Origin of the sequence: Streptomyces sp. NPDC021115, assembly GCF_044333065.1 — a bacterium.
GTDB lineage: Bacteria > Actinomycetota > Actinomycetes > Streptomycetales > Streptomycetaceae > Streptomyces.
In genome coordinates this window covers 194,406-212,418 of sequence record NZ_JBIRQF010000011.1, presented here as the reverse complement: position 1 = coordinate 212,418, position 18,013 = coordinate 194,406, and the positions used below count along the sequence as shown (strand labels likewise).

19 protein-coding genes are annotated in these 18,013 nt (G+C 71.6%); 14 read left to right on the top strand and 5 right to left on the bottom strand.

What is annotated here, in order from left to right:
* Positions 1-4 precede the first annotated feature (4 nt).
* Positions 5-1,198, bottom strand: a complete 1,194-nt coding sequence (locus ACH4TL_RS29720) for a glycosyltransferase family 4 protein (protein WP_398321886.1) — start codon at positions 1,196-1,198, stop codon at positions 5-7.
* A gap of 197 nt (positions 1,199-1,395) precedes the next feature.
* Positions 1,396-2,364, bottom strand: a complete 969-nt coding sequence (locus ACH4TL_RS29715; RefSeq protein ID WP_398321883.1) for a DUF3068 domain-containing protein — start codon at positions 2,362-2,364, stop codon at positions 1,396-1,398.
* A gap of 155 nt (positions 2,365-2,519) precedes the next feature.
* On the opposite strand from ACH4TL_RS29715, the gene ACH4TL_RS29710 reads away from it, so the two are divergent.
* From ACH4TL_RS29710 to ACH4TL_RS29690, 5 genes are all read left to right on the top strand, one after another.
* Positions 2,520-2,699: a hypothetical protein gene (locus ACH4TL_RS29710; protein WP_398321880.1), complete on the top strand. Its 180-nt coding sequence runs from the start codon at positions 2,520-2,522 to the stop codon at positions 2,697-2,699.
* 7 nt (positions 2,700-2,706) lie between these two features.
* Positions 2,707-3,933 carry a helix-turn-helix domain-containing protein gene (locus tag ACH4TL_RS29705; protein ID WP_398321877.1) on the top strand — a complete coding sequence of 409 codons (1,227 nt, stop codon included), beginning with the start codon at positions 2,707-2,709 and terminating at the stop codon, positions 3,931-3,933.
* Between the two features lie 155 nt (positions 3,934-4,088).
* Complete coding sequence (locus tag ACH4TL_RS29700) at positions 4,089-4,868, top strand: IclR family transcriptional regulator (protein ID WP_398321875.1); 780 nt, start codon at positions 4,089-4,091, stop codon at positions 4,866-4,868.
* Positions 4,865-5,722 (top strand): SMP-30/gluconolactonase/LRE family protein, encoded by an 858-nt coding sequence (locus ACH4TL_RS29695; protein ID WP_398321872.1) that lies wholly within the window; start codon positions 4,865-4,867, stop codon positions 5,720-5,722. Before ACH4TL_RS29700 ends, ACH4TL_RS29695 begins: the two co-directional genes overlap by 4 nt.
* 99 nt (positions 5,723-5,821) lie before the next feature.
* Positions 5,822-6,307, top strand: a complete 486-nt coding sequence (locus ACH4TL_RS29690) for a hypothetical protein (protein ID WP_398321869.1) — start codon at positions 5,822-5,824, stop codon at positions 6,305-6,307.
* A gap of 19 nt (positions 6,308-6,326) precedes the next feature.
* On the opposite strand, the gene ACH4TL_RS29685 is transcribed toward ACH4TL_RS29690, so the two are convergent.
* The gene (locus ACH4TL_RS29685; RefSeq protein WP_398321866.1) at positions 6,327-6,749 is read right to left on the bottom strand and encodes an ArsI/CadI family heavy metal resistance metalloenzyme; all 423 of its coding nucleotides are present in this window, start codon (positions 6,747-6,749) and stop codon (positions 6,327-6,329) included.
* A 78-nt stretch (positions 6,750-6,827) separates the two neighbouring features.
* On the opposite strand from ACH4TL_RS29685, the gene ACH4TL_RS29680 reads away from it, so the two are divergent.
* Genes ACH4TL_RS29680 through ACH4TL_RS29665 form a run of 4 tightly spaced genes read left to right on the top strand, consistent with a single transcriptional unit; the run spans position 6,828 to position 9,259 of the window.
* The gene (locus ACH4TL_RS29680) at positions 6,828-7,229 is read left to right on the top strand and encodes an ArsR/SmtB family transcription factor (protein ID WP_398321863.1); all 402 of its coding nucleotides are present in this window, start codon (positions 6,828-6,830) and stop codon (positions 7,227-7,229) included.
* Positions 7,229-8,341: an ACR3 family arsenite efflux transporter gene (arsB, locus tag ACH4TL_RS29675; RefSeq protein WP_398321860.1), complete on the top strand. Its 1,113-nt coding sequence runs from the start codon at positions 7,229-7,231 to the stop codon at positions 8,339-8,341. Before ACH4TL_RS29680 ends, arsB begins: the two co-directional genes overlap by 1 nt.
* The gene (locus tag ACH4TL_RS29670) at positions 8,334-8,753 is read left to right on the top strand and encodes an arsenate reductase ArsC (RefSeq protein ID WP_398321857.1); all 420 of its coding nucleotides are present in this window, start codon (positions 8,334-8,336) and stop codon (positions 8,751-8,753) included. Before arsB ends, ACH4TL_RS29670 begins: the two co-directional genes overlap by 8 nt.
* A 59-nt stretch (positions 8,754-8,812) precedes the next feature.
* The gene (locus ACH4TL_RS29665) at positions 8,813-9,259 is read left to right on the top strand and encodes a GNAT family N-acetyltransferase (protein WP_398322163.1); all 447 of its coding nucleotides are present in this window, start codon (positions 8,813-8,815) and stop codon (positions 9,257-9,259) included.
* 70 nt (positions 9,260-9,329) lie between these two features.
* On the opposite strand, the gene ACH4TL_RS29660 is transcribed toward ACH4TL_RS29665, so the two are convergent.
* Positions 9,330-9,758: a MarR family winged helix-turn-helix transcriptional regulator gene (locus ACH4TL_RS29660; protein WP_398321854.1), complete on the bottom strand. Its 429-nt coding sequence runs from the start codon at positions 9,756-9,758 to the stop codon at positions 9,330-9,332.
* A gap of 90 nt (positions 9,759-9,848) precedes the next feature.
* On the opposite strand from ACH4TL_RS29660, the gene ACH4TL_RS29655 reads away from it, so the two are divergent.
* On the top strand, positions 9,849-10,868 hold the full coding sequence (locus ACH4TL_RS29655) for an NADP-dependent oxidoreductase (RefSeq protein WP_398321851.1): 1,020 nt from the start codon (positions 9,849-9,851) through the stop codon (positions 10,866-10,868).
* Positions 10,869-10,918: 50 nt separating this feature from the next.
* Here the strand turns inward: ACH4TL_RS29655 and ACH4TL_RS29650 are convergent, their stop codons facing one another.
* Entirely contained in the window at positions 10,919-12,364 is a 1,446-nt protein-coding gene (locus ACH4TL_RS29650; RefSeq protein WP_398321848.1) for a glycoside hydrolase, read from the bottom strand.
* A gap of 129 nt (positions 12,365-12,493) precedes the next feature.
* Between ACH4TL_RS29650 and ACH4TL_RS29645 the strand changes: the two genes are divergently transcribed.
* The 4 genes from ACH4TL_RS29645 (at position 12,494) to ACH4TL_RS29630 (ending at position 17,959) form a co-directional block, all read left to right on the top strand.
* The gene (locus ACH4TL_RS29645; protein ID WP_398321845.1) at positions 12,494-13,465 is read left to right on the top strand and encodes an arabinan endo-1,5-alpha-L-arabinosidase; all 972 of its coding nucleotides are present in this window, start codon (positions 12,494-12,496) and stop codon (positions 13,463-13,465) included.
* 133 nt (positions 13,466-13,598) lie between these two features.
* Positions 13,599-15,107 (top strand): alpha-N-arabinofuranosidase, encoded by a 1,509-nt coding sequence (locus tag ACH4TL_RS29640; RefSeq protein WP_398321841.1) that lies wholly within the window; start codon positions 13,599-13,601, stop codon positions 15,105-15,107.
* A gap of 29 nt (positions 15,108-15,136) precedes the next feature.
* The gene (locus tag ACH4TL_RS29635; RefSeq protein WP_398321838.1) at positions 15,137-17,278 is read left to right on the top strand and encodes an FUSC family protein; all 2,142 of its coding nucleotides are present in this window, start codon (positions 15,137-15,139) and stop codon (positions 17,276-17,278) included.
* Between the two features lie 72 nt (positions 17,279-17,350).
* The gene (locus ACH4TL_RS29630; protein WP_398322160.1) at positions 17,351-17,959 is read left to right on the top strand and encodes a Uma2 family endonuclease; all 609 of its coding nucleotides are present in this window, start codon (positions 17,351-17,353) and stop codon (positions 17,957-17,959) included.
* The last annotated feature ends 54 nt before the right edge of the window (positions 17,960-18,013 follow it).

The window sequence follows — 18,013 nt, the reverse complement described above, 5'->3', positions numbered from 1 at the left end:
CCGTTCACCGCCTCGGTCTGAGCGAGGACGATACGGGCGGGAGCGGGGGCGGTGGCGCCGACAGGTACGCCTCCGCGGCGACGGCCCGGAAGCCCCGTACCGTCGCGCTCCACCGGAACCGCTCCGCACGCAGCCGCGCCGCCCGGCCCAGCGCCTCGCGCCGCTCAGCGCCGAGCGCGAGCGCGCACCACGCGGCGGCGAACGCGCTCTCGCCGCGCGCCAGCACACCCGTCACCCCGTCGTCGACGGAGTCGCGCAGCCCGGGGACGTCGAAGCCGAGCGTGGGCGTGCCACGGGTGGCCGCCTCCATCACCACCAGGCCCCAGCCCTCGATCAGGGAGGGGTGCAGCAGCAGCCACGCCTGGCACAGCAGCCGGTGTTTCTCCTCCTCGGTGACATGGCCGGTGAAGGTGACGCCGGGACCGGCCACCGCCTCCAGCCGGGCCCGCTCCGGGCCGTCGCCGACGATGACGAGCCGTCCACCGGTGACCGGCCGCACCCGTTCCCACAGCCGCAGCAGCAGGTCGACGCGCTTGTACTCGACCAGCCGCCCCATCGCGAGGAACAGCGGCTCACGGGAGGCGGGCAGCAGCGGCCCCGGTTCCTCGACGCCGTTGTGCACCACCCGGATGCGGGTCCGGTCGACGCCGAGGGAACGCAAACCGGCGGCGGTGGAGTCGGAGACGGCCACCATGAGGTTGCCGCGGTGGGTGCCGGTGAGCGCCCAGTGTTCGAGGCGCCTGCCGAGCCGGGCCGCCGGGCCCCGGAACCGCAGTTTCCACAGATCCGTGTGCACGTGGTTGACCAGGCACAGGGTGGGGCCGCGATGCCACAGCGGGGCCAGATAGGGCAGCCCGTTGCACACCTCGACCAGCAGATCGCAGGGGCCGACCCGATGGGCCAGGGTGTGCGGGGTGCGCAGGAAGTGGCCCAGCTCGCCGAGGGTGCGTCCGTGGCCGCCCGCTGACACCACCTGGTAGCCGCGGGCGTCGGCGGGCCCGCCGCACACCAGGGTGACCTGGTGGCCGTGGGCGGTCAGCCCCTCGGCGATCCGGTCCACCAGCAGCTCGGAGCCACCGGCCGCCGGATTGCCGAGGTCGCGGCGGGCGAGGAAGACGATCCGGCGCGGCAGCGGCGCGGTGGCTTCCGAGGTGGCTTCAGGGATCGGGGCGGGGGACGTTCGTACGTGCTGGGGCATGGCGGGGTGCTCCAACTCGTCTCAGGGTGCGGAGACTTCGTGGGAAGACTGCGGGAGGAGACGTGCCGAACCGGGGGTGTGCGATGGGGTGATGCTCGTGGGGTGGTCAGTTTTCGCTTCATCTTTCGCCCCGGCTACTCACCGGCGTGACAAATTGCCCGCCCCTGTGAGCTGACGCTTCATCACATCGCGCAGTATCACTCCACCCGCCGCCTCCCCCGCACCACCAGCACCGCTCCCGCCGCCGTCAGCGCCGCCCCGGCGATCCCGGCGGCCAGTGGCGCCGTCTCGCCGACCAGCTCCAGCCTGCGGTTGTCGTCCCGGGCCAGCTTCACCTGGCCGCGCTGCGTGGCCTCCGTGAACGCCAGCCCCTGGCCGCGCAGCAGCGTCACCCGGTCCCGGCTGCCACCGGGCGCGCGCAGCGTGACCTTGGGCGAGATCCCGGCGTAGATGATCCGGCCGGTGCGGCGGTCGGCCACCAGCTCGATGCGGGTGTTGGCGTACCACTCCTCGGCCTGCACCTGGCCCTGCTTGCCCCGGCCGACCAGCCGCCCTGGCACCTGGCGGGTGCCGGTGCGGGTGGGCCGTACGGTGCCGGTGAAGCGGTAGCCCTCGTACCCCTGGATCTTCGCGGTCCCGGCGAAGCGGAGCGGGACGGTGTCGCCCAGCGTGCTGTCCCACCAGCGGTACGTCTGCTTCTTCACATCGAACGGGAACTTCAGGTACGCGTCCCCCTGGAACGGCACCGGCGACTCGCCGCAGCAGTGCACCGGCTCATTGGTGCGGCGGTCGGTGACCCAGCGCTCGGTCTTCCACTGGAAGGCCCGGCGCGGGTCCCGCAGCCGCAGGGTGTGCGGGGTGTCGACCGTCGTGGACACGTCCCAGACGGCGCGCCCGGTGCGGTCGCTGTCGTGGACGTCGCCCAGTACCCGGCGGGTGATGGTCAGCCGCTGGTCCCGCTCCTCCTTGACCTTGTCGGTGTCGAAGTAGCTGCCGGGGCCGGTGAACACCGTGGTCACGTCGGTGTCGATCGGTGTGCGTTTCGCACGCGGCTCGACGTACCAGGTCAGCAGGGGTGCGAGGACGAGCAGGAAGACGCCGAGCCCCAGCGGGATCAGCGACAGCGGCCAGAAAATGGATGACGTGGATGGTACCGAGCGGCGCATGGCAGGCACTCCGTCTCGATGCGGCCGGACATTACCGGCGAGTCTTGAGCCGGGACCGTAAGCGGAGGGTTGACGGAGTGTCAATCCTCCTTCCATGCTGGTGAGTTGCCGGACCGGGCCGGTGCGCACGCCATACGGAAGGGGCTCACCGCACCATGCCCAGACTGCTTGCCGCCGCCGTGACCTGCGTCCTCTCCGCCGCCCTCGCGTTCGGTGCCGCGTTCGGCATCGTCGCCCTGCTGGGCGTCACCCCCGACCAGCCGAACGTCCCCCTCGTCACCTTCCCGACCTCCACGGATCCCGTCCCCACCGCGACCCCGGCAGGGAAGCACTGATCCGGCCATGGCATCGCCGTTGCGTTCGGCCTGGCGCGAGGTGCCCCGGTCGCGGGTGCGCCACTTCGCCCGCCTCGCCCTGGACGAGGTGCCGGTCCTCGCCGAGGACATCTTCCGCGAGATCCGCCGCGAGTATCCGAACCTGGTCATCGTCCCGGACGAAAGTGGCGAGCCGGTGGCGCTGGTGGGCATCCGGCGCGCCCTCGAACACTTCGTGAGTTACGTGTCGGACGGCTCCGGCGGCCCCCGCGAACACCCCGAGGTGTTCCAGCAGTTCGGCCGCGGCCAGGTGCAGCACGGCCGCAGCCTCGACTCGCTCCAGGCCATGTACCGGCTCGGCGTACGGCTCGCCTGGCGCCGCCTCGCCGAGATCGGCCAGCAGGTCGAGATCCCCGCGCCCGCCATGTACGAACTCGCCGAGTCCGGCTTCGAGTACCTGGACGGGCTGGTCGCCGAGTCCATGCGCGGCTACGCCGAGGCCGCCGCGCGCCAGGCGGGGGAGCGGCTGCGGCTCCAGCGGCGGCTGCTCGACCTGCTCCTCACCGAACACCCCCGCAAGAACCCCGCCGACGCCGACGCCCTCGCCGAACGGGCGGCCCGCATCGGCTGGCCGCTGCCCGAACGGGTCGCCGTCGCCGTACTGCTGCGCCCCGCGCGCGAGGCGCTGGCCCCCGCCGTGGGCCGGGACGTCCTCCTCGACATGGAGTGCGAACAGCCGCGCATGGTCGTCCCCGACCCCGAGGAGGCGGGCCGCCCCGAGCTGCTGCGCCGCGCCACCGCCGGGTGGTCGGGCGCGGTCGGCCCGCCCGTACCGCTCGCCGAGGCCGCCAAGTCGCTGCGCTGGGCGGCGGCCGCGGTCCGGCTGATGGAGCGGCGGCTGCTGCCCGCCGGGGAGGTGCTGCACTGCACCGAGCACACCGAGGCGCTGGTGCTGCTGCCCCCGGAGGAACTGATCGACGCCCTGGCCAGGCGCCGCCTCGCCCCGCTCGCCGGATGCGGCCCCGCGCAGGGCCGCCGGCTCGCCGAGACGCTGCTGGCGTGGCTGGAGACCCGGGGCGGGGCGCCGGAGATCGCGGACCGGCTGGGGGTGCATCCGCAGACCGTGCGCTATCGGCTCCGGCAGATCAGGGAGCTGTGGGGCGACGAGGTGGAGGACCCGGACCGCCGCTTCGAACTGGAGCTGGTGCTGCGGGCGCGGCGCCTTCGCGGTGACCTCCTGCTGCCGATGCCGTAGGGACCGGTCCCTGGCAGTCTTGTCAGTGTCCCTCAGGGCCTTTGCGCAACCATTGCCGTGAGAAGTGGCGTGCGCGTAATCTGTGTTCGCGATACCGGCCATCGGCCGGGATCTCGAACACTTGCCATCTGGACCAGAAGGGGTGGGCGAACCACATGGGACGCCTCGTGCCCGCGGTGACCCGGGCTCTGGACATTCTCGAGCTGTTCCTCGACGGCGACGGTACGCTCTCCGCCCCCGAGATCACCCGGCGCCTCGGACTGCCCCGGACCACCGTGCACGAGCTGGTGACCACGCTGGCCGCCCGCTCCTACCTGGTCCATGTGCCCGACCAGCCCGGCCGCTACCGGCTGGGAGTGCGCCCGTACCAGCTCGGCAGCCGGTACGCGGAACAGCTCGACCTGGCCGCCGAGGGCCAGCAGGTGGCCCGGAGCGTCGCCGAGACCTGTGACGAGACCGTCCATGTCGCCATTCTGGAGGGCGCGGACGTCATCTACATAGCCAAGGTCGACTCCACCCATGCCGTACGCATGGTCTCCGCCGCGGGCCGCAAGCTGCCCGCCCACTGCACCTCGGTCGGCAAGATGCTGCTCGCCTCCCTCCCGGAGGACGAGCTGACCGCCCGGTTCCCCGAGGACCGGCCGCTGGTCGCCATGACGGAGAACAGCATCACGTCCGCTGCCGAGCTGCACCGCCACCTGGTCACCGTGCGGGAGCGCGGTGTCGCGGTCGAGCGGCAGGAGTCCAACCCCGATGTGAGCTGCGTGGCCGCGCCGGTGCGGGATTCGGCGGGCAAGGTGGTGGCGGCGCTGTCGATCTCGGTGCCGACGATCCGCTGGAGCGAGGAGCGCCAGGCGGAGCTGGAGGAACTGGCGGCCAAGGGCGCGGGCGAGCTGTCCGTACGCCTGGGGCACCGGAGGGGACGCGGCATATGAGCGGGCGGGGATGGGACGTGGCGGTCCGGGCGACCGCCGAACTGGGCGAGGGCCCGACCTGGGACGCCACGGCCGGGCGGCTGATCTGGGTGGACATCCTGTCCGCCCGCGTCCACACCCACGACCCGGCCACCGGCCGGAACACCACCCTGGCCACCGAGCAGCACGTCGGCGCGGCGAAGCCGCGGGCGGGCGGCGGTCTGGTGGTCAACCTGCGCGACGGCATCGGCCTGTACGACTCCCCCGGGGACGGCTTCCGCTGGCTGGTCCGGGACCCCGTCCCCGGCCGCCGCGGCAACGACGCGGCCGTCGCCCCTGACGGTTCGCTGTGGGCGGGCACGATGCGCTACGACGAGGCGGCGGGCGGCGGCACCCTGTCCCGTATCGGCCCCGACGGCTCCGCAGCGCAGATCCTGCCGGACGTGGCGGTCAGCAACGGCACCGGCTGGAGCCCGGACGGCCGCCTCATGTACTACGTCGACTCCCCGACCCGCCGCGTCGACGTCTTCGACGTGACGGAGGAGGGCGTCACCGGCCGCCGCCCCCTCGCCCACATCGAGGACGGCGCGGGCTTCCCGGACGGGCTGTGCGTGGACGCCGACGGCTGCGTCTGGGTCGCCCTCTGGGACGGCGCCGCCATCCGCCGCTACGCCCCGGACGGCACACTCGATCGGGTGATCCCGCTGCCCTTCCCCCGCCCCACCGCCTGCGCCTTCGGCGGCCCCGGCCTCAGCGATCTGTACGTCTCCTCGGCCCGCGTCGGCCTCGGCGCCGCGGCCCCGCCGCTGGCGGGTTCGGTGCTGGTCATCCCGGACGCGGGGCGGGGGCTGGCGCAACCGGCGTTCGCGGGCTGAGCGGACCCGTACCCCGGCGGACCCGCCCCCTCTCCCCACAAGATCCTCACACCGGGCCGCCCCCACGCCCTGCGCCGGGCACATAACCTGCCCGGCGAAATGAACGATCCGCGCACCTCCCGCCGAAAGCCCAAGCCCCGCGGCCGCCGCGCCCGCCGGGGGCGCGGCCGCCGGGTGCTGATCCTGGCCTCGGTGCTGGGCCCCGTCCTCGCCGCGGTCTTCGTGGCGGAGCTGGCCACCGAGGGCTACTGGCGCACCCCGTCGCCCACGTCCTCGTCCCCCGATTCCCCGGACCGCCCGGCCTCGGACCGTACGTCGTCCTCCGGCCCGGAGCCGAGCGGCGAGCGCACGGCCCGCCCGTCCGGCGACGCCACCCGCGCGTCCGAGGACGCGCCCACCTCCGACGACGACGCGCCCACGTCCGCCGCCGCGACCGAGCCGTCCCCGAACACCCCTCGCGCCCCCGCCGCCGAGAACACCCCGGCCCAGGGCCCGGACCCCACCCACCCGCCCCCGCCCTCCCCGGCGGCCCCGACCCCCGCCCCGTCACCGACCTGCACGCGCTTCCTGTGGTGGTGCACCTGAGGGTGTCGCCGTCGGCGGTTCAGATCTTGCAGCAGGCGTCGGCGGCGTCGAGAGCTGCGCTCTTGCCCATCTGGTCGGCATCGCCCTTGACGACGTAGACCTCCCAGGGCTCCTTGCCGGGTCCGTGGACCCAGACCTTGTCCTGGACGGCGTAGCAGCACGAGGTGTCGTTCTCCTCGAAGGTGGCGAGCCCGGCGTCCTTGAGGCGGCCGGTGGCGGCCGTGACCTGGTCGGTGCCCGCGACCTCCACCCCGAGGTGATCCAGCCGCGTCTCCTGCCCCGCCCCTCCTTCGATGAGGACGAGCTTCAGCGGCGGTTCGGTGATCGCGAAGTTGGCGTAGCCGGGGCGGCGCTTGGCGGGCTCGACGCCGAAGAGCTTCGAGTAGAACTCCACCGAAGCGTCGAGATCGGGCACGTTGAGGGCGACCTGAACACGGGACATGGCGGTCTCCCATCTCGTTACATCGATGTTCTTCAATTCAAGATTGCGCCCTGGATCGAAAGACGTCAACATAGAAGCATGTCGAAACAAGAACTCGCCGTGGTGGGCCGGGACGGCGCCGACGGCTGCTGTCCGGGCCTGCTGACCGCCCCGCTGGACGAAGCGCAGTCGGCCGAGCTGGCGAAGGTGTTCAAGGCGCTGGGTGATCCGATCCGGCTGCGGCTGCTGTCGATGATCGCTTCCCGGGCCGGGGGCGAGGTCTGCGTCTGTGACCTCACCCCCGCCTTCGACCTCTCGCAGCCGACGATCTCCCACCACCTGAAGCTGCTGCGACAGGCCGGGCTGATCGACTGTGAGCGACGTGGCACCTGGGTCTACTACTGGCTGCTGCCGGAGATGACCGACCGGCTCGCCGGGATTCTCACCCGCCCCGCCGGGCAGCCACTGCCCGACCGTTCCGGGACGGCGGTGGACGCCTGATGACCACCGAATCCGTGACCGCGCCGGTCGCCGCGCGCCTGTCGTTCGTGGACCGCTTCCTCGCGGTGTGGATCCTGCTGGCGATGGCCGCCGGACTCGGCCTGGGGCGGCTCGTGCCCGGACTCGGCGACGCCCTGGCGAAGGTGACCGTCACCGGCGTCTCCCTGCCGATCGCGCTCGGCCTGCTGGTGATGATGTATCCGGTCCTGGCCAAGGTCCGCTACGACCGTCTCGACACGGTCACCCGTGACCGACGCCTGCTGATCCCCTCGCTCGTGCTGAACTGGGTCCTCGGCCCCGCGTTCATGTTCGCGCTCGCCTGGCTGCTCCTGCCCGACCTGCCGGAGTACCGGACGGGACTGATCATCGTCGGCCTGGCCCGCTGCATCGCCATGGTCATCATCTGGAACGACCTGGCCTGCGGCGACCGTGAAGCCGCCGCCGTCCTCGTCGCCCTGAACTCCGTCTTCCAGGTGATCGCCTTCTCCGCGCTCGGCTGGTTCTACCTCACCGTGCTGCCGGGCTGGCTCGGCCTGGAGCAGACCGGGCTCGACGTCAGCGTGTGGGAGATCGCCCGCAGTGTGCTGATCTTCCTCGGCATCCCCCTGGTGGCCGGGTTCCTCACCCGTCGTCTCGGCGAGAAGGCCAAGGGCCGCGCCTGGTACGAGTCCGAGCTCATCCCCAGGATCGGCCCCTTCGCGCTCTACGGGCTGCTGTTCACGATCGTCGTCCTGTTCGCCCTCCAGGGGGACGCGATCACCTCGCAGCCGATGGACGTGGTCCGGATCGCGGTACCGCTCCTGATCTACTTCGCCGTGATGTGGGCCGGGTCCATGGCGCTGGGCAGGGCCGTCGGCATGGACCACCCCCGCTCGACCACGCTGGCCTTCACCGCCGCGGGCAACAACTTCGAACTCGCCATCGCCGTCGCCATCGCGACCTTCGGCGCCTCCTCCGGGCAGGCCCTGGCCGGAGTTGTCGGCCCGCTCATCGAGGTTCCCGTGCTGATCGGCCTCGTCTACGTGGCCCTGGCCGCCCGCCGCTACTTCCCACCGCCGTCGGCCGTGGCCGCCGAGCGCACGCCCGCCCAGGAAGGTTCCGCCCGTGTCTGACCGCCAGCAGCCGTCCGTGCTCTTCGTCTGCGTCCACAACGCGGGCCGCTCCCAGATGGCCGCCGCCTTCCTCACCCACCTCGCGGGCGACCGCGTCGAGGTCCGCTCCGCTGGTTCGGCGCCGGCCGAGCACGTCAACCCCGCCGTGGTGGAGGCGATGGCGGAAGTCGGCATCGACATCGCGGCAGAGATCCCGAAGGTCCTGACCGCCGATGCGGTCCAAGCCTCCGATGTCGTCATCACCATGGGCTGCGGCGACGCCTGCCCGTACTTCCCCGGCACGACGTACCTGGACTGGAAGCTCGACGACCCGGCCGGTCAGGGTGTCGCGGCGGTGCGGCCGATCCGCGACGAGATCCGCACGCGCGTCCAAAGCCTCGTCGGCGAACTCACCGCCGGAGGCCGCGGGTGACCACGCGCGCCGGTCTGGTTCGGATCACCGACCTGACGGCCGAGCATGCCCATGAGGTCATGGCGATCTACCAACTCGGCATCGACGAGGGGAACGCCACCTTCGAGACCACCGCACCCCGCTGGGAGGACTTCGACACCGCCAAACTCGCGGACCACAGACATGTGGCCGTGGACCACGAGGGGCGCGCGCTCGGCTGGGCCGCCGCCACGAAGGTGTCCGATCGCTGCGCGTACGCGGGTGTTGTCGAGCACTCCGTCTACGTCCATCCCGCCGCCCGCAACCGGGGAGTGGGCCGCGCGCTCCTGGCCGCACTGATCAGCTCGACCGAAGCGGCGGGCATCTGGACGATCCAGTCCGGCATCTTCCCCGAGAACACCGCCAGCCTCGCCCTGCACCGGCGCGCCGGCTTCCGCGTCATCGGCACCCGCGAACGCATCGGCCGCCACTATGGCGTGTGGCGCGACGTGGTCCTCATCGAGCGGCGGAGCCCGCGAATCACCTGACCGAAGCGGTGAGGACGGCCCTCGGGTCCACTCGGTGGGGGAACGTGCCGCCCTTGGGCGTCCGAAGGGGCTACGGCGTCACGCCCAGCATCCGTTGCAGCAGGTCCCGCAGCACCGTCCGCTCGTCCGCCGACAGACCGGCCAGCGGCTCGCGGGCGAAGTCCAGGGAGCCGCGCAGGCGTTCGGCGGTCTCGCGGCCCTCCTCCGTCGCGGCGGCGAGCTTCACGCGGCGGTCGGCGGGGTCGAGGCGGCGCTCGGCGAGGCCGCGGGACTCCAGGCGGTCCACGATGCCGGTGACGTTCGACGGCTCGCACTTGAGCTGCTGCGCTATCCGCCGCATCGGTGTCGGCCCCCGGGAGAGCAGGCCCAGGACGCGGGCCTGGGCGCCGGTGAGGGCGTGCTTGGCGGCGGCTTCCTCGTACTCCTCGTGATAGCGGACCACGATGGTGCCGATCAGCTCGACGACCTCGAGGGTCAGGGGGTCCATGGGCGACGTCATGCCCCTCAGGCTACCCGTTTACTTGACAACATGAAATATCGAGGCCCATGATTGTTTCAGGTAGTGAAGTAATGATGAGGAGGCACCCCGATGTCCGCGATCCCCGCCACCGGCCGTGAATGGCACCTCGTCGCCCGCCCCCAGGGCTGGCCGAAGCCGGAGGACTTCGCGCTGCGCGAGGTCCCGGTGGCCGAGCCGGGCGAGGGGCAGGTGCTGGTCCGCAACCTGTACATGTCGGTGGACCCGTACATGCGCGGGCGGATGAACGACGTGAAGTCGTACGTGCCGCCGTTCCAGCTGGACCAGCCGATGGAGGGCGGCGCGGTCGGCATCGTGATCGCCTCGAACGCGGACGGCCTCGCGGTCGGCGACCACGTCCTGCACTTCGCCGGCTGGCGCGAGTACGCGGTGGTGGACGGCAAGCGCGCGGTGAAGGTGGACCCGGAGGTCGCCCCGCTGACCTCGTACCTCGGGGTGCTCGGGATGACCGGGCTCACCGCCTACTCGGGGCTGCTGGAGGTCGCGTCGTTCAAGGAGGGCGACGCGGTGTTCGTCTCCGGCGCGGCGGGCGCGGTCGGCAGTGAGGTCGGCCAGATCGCCAAGCTCAAGGGCGCCTCGCGGGTCGTCGGCAGCGCGGGCTCGGACGAGAAGGTGCGGCTGCTGACCGAGGAGTACGGCTTCGACGCGGCGTTCAACTACAAGAACGGACCCGTCGCCGAGCAGCTGAAGGAGGCCGCCCCCGACGGCATCGACGTCTACTTCGACAACGTCGGTGGCGAGCACCTGGAGGCCGCCCTCAGCAGCCTCAAGGTGCACGGCCGCATCGCCGTCTGCGGAATGATCTCGCTCTACAACGAGACCGAGCCGCCCGCCGCCCCGCGCAACCTCGCGCTCCTCATCGGCAAGCGGCTGCGCATGCAGGGCATGCTGGTCAACGACCACAACCACCTCCAGCCGCAGTTCTTCGAGGAGGTCGGCGCCTGGGTCCGCGAGGGCAAGCTGCGCTACCGCGAGACCGTCGTCAAGGGCGTGGACAACGCCGCGGACGCGTTCCTCGGCATGCTGCGCGGCGAGAACATCGGCAAGATGATCGTCGCCTTCGAGGACTGAGCACGGAATCTTCGGTGCCCCGGCCGCCGCGGCCGGGGCACCGGTGTGTCCTACGGGAGGACCACCGTCGTCAGGGCGCGCGGCGGCAGCTCCACATCCAGCGCGCCGCCCCGCACATCCGCCCCGCCGACCCGGGCGAGGGAGTGGGTCTCGTCCGTGCGGTACACCGAGCCGCGTCCCCGGCCGCCGCTCACCGCGAAGTCCGTACGGACCGCCTGGCGGCCCGTGTTCAGGATCTCCAGCACCCGGCCCCCGTCCCGGTTCCGGAAGGCCGTCACCTTCACGCCGTCCGCCGCGGCCGACCCGGCCGACGCCTCGACCCGCACCGCCCCGGGCCGTATGAAGCGGCTGTACGCGGCGAGCGCCCACAGCCGCTTCGAGACGCGGTAGTCCGCGCCGTCGAGCTGGATCAGCCCCCGCGTCGCCCCCACCGAGGCACCGAACCAGTACACGTACGCGCTCGCCCGGGCGTCCGCGAGGGTGGTGTGGATCGCCTCGGCGACGGCGAGCCCGTCGTAGCCGCCCTCCCGTCTCCCACCACCACCCTCAACCGAAGCGCTGCGCGCTGCTGCCTTGTCCGCGTCGTCCCACGCCTCGTTCCACGTCGTGCCGTTGGGGCTCCACTCCGACATCCAGGTGCGACGTGTCGTCGGCAGCGGCTGGTCGGAGGGCGTGACATACGGATGGCCGGTGTGGGTGCCCACGTACCGGGACGCCGCCGGGTCCGCCTCGATCGCCGCGCTGTACGCGGCCTGCTGGTCCCATCCGGCCGCGTCGCAGCACACCAGGTTCAGTCCGGCGCGCCGGACCGCCGGACCGAGCGCCTTGACGGTCTCGGCGGCCTCCTCGGGGGTGAACCGCATGGAGGCGTACGACGTGGCGAGATCCGGCTCGTTGGTGAAGCCGAGGTCGGTGATCCGGACGCCCTCCTGGCGGTAGAACTTCGCGTACCGCACGAGGTAGTCGGCGTAGGCGCGCCGCCATTCCGGCTTCAGGGTGCCGCCGTTCGCATCCGTCCCGTTGGTCTTCATGTAGCCGGGCGCGCTCCAGGCGTCGGCGTAGAAGCGCTGCACGCCGTACCGTTTCGCCTCCTTGGCCAGCCACACCTGGCCGCCGTCCTCGCCGTCCCACTGATAGCGCGGCGGGGCGTCCGGGCCGCCCGGGTCGGTGGGCTGGATGGACTTCATGTGGTCGTAGACCTCGTCCGAGGACGAGCCGATGCCGAGCCGCAGGATGCTGAGCCCCGCGCCGGTGCGCCGGTTCAGCAGCAGGTCCAGCACATCCCGCCGGTGTTCGGGGGTGAGCCCGCCCGCGCCCCGCATCAGATCGGCGCGCTGGAAGGCTTCCGAGAATCCGAAGCCGTCGATCGGCTGGAGAGGTCTTCCGAAATCCGCCGTGGGGGTGGAAGGTTGCTCAGCGGCGGCGGACGGCGTGGCCAGAGGGATCAGGGCGGCGGCGAGTGCGCCGACGAGAGCGGTACGGACCGTCTTGATCACGAAAACTTCCCTTCCCAGGCTCCGAAAACTTCCGGAACGTTTCCGTAACGTCGGCCGCACGCTAGAGGCGACCCCCACCCCGGTCAAGAGAGAGCACCCAGACCGCGACACCGAGAGGAGAAACGCCGCATGACCACGCGTCACCGCACCAGATGGCTGGCCCTGCCCGCCGCGCTCCTGCTCGCCCTGCTCCCCACCAGCGCCTCCGCCTACCCGAATCCGGGCCGGGTGACGGGCGACATCGCCGTCCACGATCCGACGATGCTCCGCGCCACCGACGGCACGTATCTGCTGTACTCCACCCACGGCGGTCTGGAGGCCCGCACCTCCACCGACCGGATCGCCTTCAGCCGCTCCGGGAACGCCTTCAACTCCCCGCCGTCCTGGTGGAAGACGTACTCCTCGGGCAACGATCCCTGGGCGCCTGACATCTCGTACCACGGCGGCAAGTACCTGATGTACTACGCCGTCTCGTCCTTCGGCTCCAGCAACTCCGCCATCGGCTTCGCCACCTCGCCCAGCGGCCGGGCCGGGACCTGGACCGACTACGGCATCGTCCACTCCACCACCGGCAGCAGCAACTACAACGCCATCGACCCCAACCTCTTCGTGGACGACGACGGGAAGTGGTGGCTGGCCTTCGGTTCGTGGTGGTCGGGGCTGAAGATGATCCGCCTCGACCCCTCCACCGGCAAGAGTTACGCGGGCGACAAGACCGTGTACGGCATCGCCTCCCGGCCCACCGGCACCAAGGCGGTCGAGGGCCCGTCAGTCGTCAAGCGCAACGGCTACTACTACCTGTTCGCGTCGTACGACACCTGCTGCGCGGGCGCCAGCTCCACGTACAAGATCAAGGTCGGCCGTGCCACCAGCCCCACCGGGCCGTACTACGACAAGAACGGGGTGAACCTGATGAACAACGGGGGCTCCCCGGTCCTGGAGTCCCACGGCCGCTACATCGGCCCCGGCGGGCAGTCGATCATGAGCGACAGCGACGGTGACCTGCTCGTCTACCACTACTACGACGGCCAGGACAACGGCACCGCCAAGCTCGGCGTCAACCTGCTGAGCTGGAGTGGCGGCTGGCCGACCGCGTACTGACCCGTGCGGTACGGCCCGTGGCGGGGGCGTTGACGCAGGGGCGGCCAGCTCTTACCGTCTCGTTCGTATATGCGATCCCCATCCGGCATATCGAACACATGGCATATCGAACAGAGCAGCAGAGAGGCGCGCCATGCCGTCGACCGCCCCCGCCCGGTTCACCCTCGACCCCGCCTTCGTCGTCGGTGATGTCGACGACCGTCTCTTCGGCTCGTTCGTCGAACACCTCGGCCGCTGCGTCTACACCGGGATCTACGAGCCCGGCCACCCCGCCGCCGACGAGGCCGGGCTGCGCACCGACGTCCTCGGTCTGATCCGTGAACTCGGGGTCACCGCCCTCCGCTACCCGGGCGGCAACTTCGTCTCCGGCTACAAGTGGGAGGACGGCACGGGCCCCGTCGGCGAGCGCCCCCGCCGCCTGGACCTCGCATGGCGCTCGACCGAGACCAACCGCTTCGGGATCTCCGAGTACATTGACTTCGTCCGCAAGGTCGGCGGCGAGCCCATGATGGCGCTCAACCTCGGCACGCGCGGCGTCGCCGAGGCCCTTGAGCTCCAGGAATACGCCAACCACCCGTCCGGCACCGCGCTGTCCGACCGCCGCATCGGCCACGGCGACAAGGACCCGTACGCCATCCGGCTGTGGTGCCTGGGCAACGAGATGGACGGCCCCTGGCAGACCGGCCACAAGACCGCGGAGGAGTACGGGCGGCTGGCCGCCGAGACCGCCCGCGCCATGCGGCAGATCGACCCGGACGTCGAACTCGTCGCCTGCGGCAGCTCCAACCAGGGCATGGAGACCTTCGCCGCCTGGGAGGCCACGGTCCTCCAGCACTCCTACGACCTGGTCGACTACATCTCCCTGCACGCCTACTACGAGGAGCGCGACGGCGACCGCGACTCCTTCCTCGCCTCCGCCGTCGACATGGAGTCCTTCATCGAGAACGTGATCGCGACCTGCGACCACGTGGGCGCCCGGCTGAAGTCGAAGAAGAAGATCAATCTCTCCTTCGACGAGTGGAACGTCTGGTACCAGAGCCACTTCGCGAACGCCGAGCCGCTCAACTGGGAGGAGGCGCCACGGCTGCTGGAGGACAACTACACCGTCACCGACGCCGTCGTCTTCGGCTCGCTCCTCATCGCGCTGCTGCGCCACGCCGACCGCGTGACGGTCGCCTGTCTCGCCCAGCTCGTCAACGTCATCGCCCCGATCATGACCGAGCCGGGCGGCCCGGCCTGGCGCCAGACCACGTTCTTCCCCTTCGCCCAGGCGTCGGCGTACGGCCGTGGCCGGGTGCTCCAGGTCGCGGTCGACAGCCCCGCGCACGAGACGGCGACGTACGGCGAGGTTCCGCTGCTGCACGCCACGGCCGTACGGAACGAGGAGACGGGCGCCGTCACCGTCTTCGCCGTCAACCGCGACCAGCACCGGTCGCTCCCGCTGGAGGTGGCGCTGCACGGGATGGCGCCCGGCCGCGTGGTCGAGCACAGCGTGCTCGCCGACGCCGATCCAGAGGCTCGTAACACCCTCGCCGAGCCGGAGCGCGTCACCCCGCACGCGGGGGAGGGCACGGCGCTCGCGGACGGCGTGCTGACCGCCACGCTGGAGCCGATGTCGTGGAACGTGATCCGTTTGGGGTGAGCACCGAATAACTTGTATAGTGCACCTATATGAGTGCGGTGCGCGAGATACAGGACGAGATACAGGGGTGGACATCGGCGGTCGGCCGCAGCTTCCGGGCGGCGCTGACCATGGAACGCGTCGTCTCGGAGCCCGGTGCGATCGCACGGGCGGTCCTGGCGGTCGTCGCCGCGGCGGTGCTCGGCGGGCTGACCGGCGATCCGCTGGCCTGGGCCATGCTGTCGGTCGGCACGTTCATCTGCGGCATCGGCACCCTGCTGGCGCCGGTCCGGCACCGGGTCGTGAACGCGTTCGCACTCGGCGCGGCCTTCACCCTCGCCGCCCTCGCCGGCGTCTGGCTGCACCAGGCCGGCTGGTACTTCCTGATCGTCCTCGCGGTCCTCGCGTATCTGGCCGGACTGTGGCGGGCGCTGGGTGTGGCGCCCGGCATCCGCGCCTGTCTCGTCGTCATCGGCTGCATGATCACCGCCGATCTCGCCGCCACGGTCGAGGCGGGGCTGATCATGGTGCGCTGGATGGCCGCGGGCGCCGCCCTGACCGTCGCCGCGCAGCTGCTGCCCCCGTACGGGCGGCGCCACCCCGCGCAGCGCAAGGCGCTCGCCGCGCTGTACGCCGCGCTGGCCGCGTACGCACGCACCGAGCAGGCCGGTTATCCCGCCCCGGCGCCCTTCACCGCCGCCCGCCGGGCGCTCGACCTGCTGCCGCGCTTCGCCCGCCCCGGCGCGGCGCCGCTCTACGGACTGCTCGTCGAGGCCGAACGCGTCCGGCGCGCCCTGCTGCTCGTATCCGGCGCCCCGAAGGCGCCCCGCGAGGCGATCGCCGAGGGGCTGGACTCCGTGGCGCGCGCCCTGCGCACCTCCCGCCGCCAGCCCCTCGCACCGGACAGCGCACGGGCCCTGGAGAACTGGCGCGGCCCGATGGCGGAGGAGCTGCTGCCGTCGCTGGACGAGGCCGGGCGGCTCGTCGGCCTCTGGGCCGACCGGGAGAACCCGGACGGCTCGGTCCTGGCCCTGTTCCCCGCCGAACACCCCGCCCGCGCCGGGCTCCGGCGGCTGGGGGCCGCGGCACGCCCCGGCGATCCGCTGTTCCCGCACGCCCTCCGCGTCGCCGTCGGCACCACGGCGGGGGAGGCGGCGGGCCGCGCACTCGGCGACTTCTGGGGCCACGGCCTGCCAGGACACGGCTTCTGGGCGGCGCTCACCACCCTGCTGGTGCTGTTCCCCGACTACGGACACACCTTCGCCCGCGGCTGGGCCCGTCCCATCGGCTCGATCCTCGGAGGCCTCGCCGCCTGGGCCGCCCTGCGGCCCGCCTGGTGGACACCGGACCGGCTGGTCGTCGCCGCGGTGCTGCTCACCGCGTGCGTCTTCCTCACCCTGCGCGTCGGCCAGTTGGTGCTGAACTTCTTCATCACCGCCTGGCTCGTCGTCCTCATCGCCCGCCTGGGCAAGGCCCCCGACCTCGTCGCCTGGGGCCGTCCCGCGGACACCCTCCTCGGCGCGATGATCGGGCTGCTGGTCTTCGTCGTCCTGCCCACGTACCACCACGACCGGCTGTCCTCGCTGGTCGCGGAGTGGACGGACGCACAGCGGCAGTTGCTGAACGTACTGGTCGGCGGGCTCACCGAACCCGGGGTGGTGCGGCACGAGGACATCGACGCCCTGCGCGCCCGCAACCGCCACACCCGCGAGCGGCTGGAGGCCGCGGTCGCCGCGCTCCGCCACGAACCGCGCGGCCACCGCGCCCACTGGAACGCCACCGGGGTCGAGGCCGTCCAGCGGTCCATCGCGGACCTCAACCGGTGTGCGTCCCAGCTGTACGCCGCACAGCCGCGCCGGGACACCGACGCGGTGCCGGAGGCCGCCGAGATCGCGGCCCTCTTCGACGCCCGGCTGACCGCCCTCGCCGACGCCCTCGACAGCGGCGCCCCGATCCCGCCCGCCACCCTGCGGACGTCCTTCGACGAGTCGGCCCGCCGCGGCGGCCTCACCGACCTCGCCGACCACCGCTCCCCGGACGGCATCGCCCACGCCCGGGCCCGCGCCCTGACCCTCTGCCTGCGCACGGCCCTGGCCGTCGACACGTTCACCGCCTGCCTCGCCCCGGACGAGGGGACCGGCGGCGTTAGGGTTCCGGGAACCAGAGTGTCACCCGAATGGGTGAATGCGTAGGGGATTGTCGGTTCGGGTGGCTACGTTGAGTGATGGACATGAGTCCTCAGCAGGAGGCGCGCGGTGACCATCATGACCGATCGGCCGAAGACCATAAGGGCATCGAGCGGGGGGAGCTTCGAGGAACTGTGCAGGCTGCTGCCTGAATTGCGCGTGCCCGATGGCTACCGGGCGGAGATTATCGGGGGGAAGATCGTCGTGTGGCCGTGGTCTGAGCGGTATCACCTGCCGATCATGCGGTTGCTTCGTCGGGAACTGGAGCCACATGCCCCGCAGGGCCACCTTGCGGACTACGCTCCCTATCTCTTCACGTTCCCCGCGTCCGAGCGCAGCTACGCACCGGATGTCTATGTGGTGGACGAAGCGGCCTTTCACGCACGAGGTCGCTACGTTCCAGGGGATGCCCTTTCCCTCGTCGCCGAACTGACCTCGGCGTCGACGCGCGACAACGACTGGGGCGACAAGCTCAAGATGTATGCCCAGAACGGAGTCCCCGTCTACCTGCTGCTCGACATGCAGGAGGAGACGACGACGGTTTTCTGGACCCCGTCTCAGAACGGCTATGTCTCCCACCTCACCCTGCCGTTCGGCGAGAAGGTGCACATCCCCGCCCCGTTCGACTGTGACATCGACACCTCGGCCTTCGCGATCCCGGAAGACGCGGACGAGGACGAGCAGTGAGGAAGCGCGCCCTGCCCCGTCCGAGGCAGGGCGCGCTTCCAGGGGCTCAGGGGT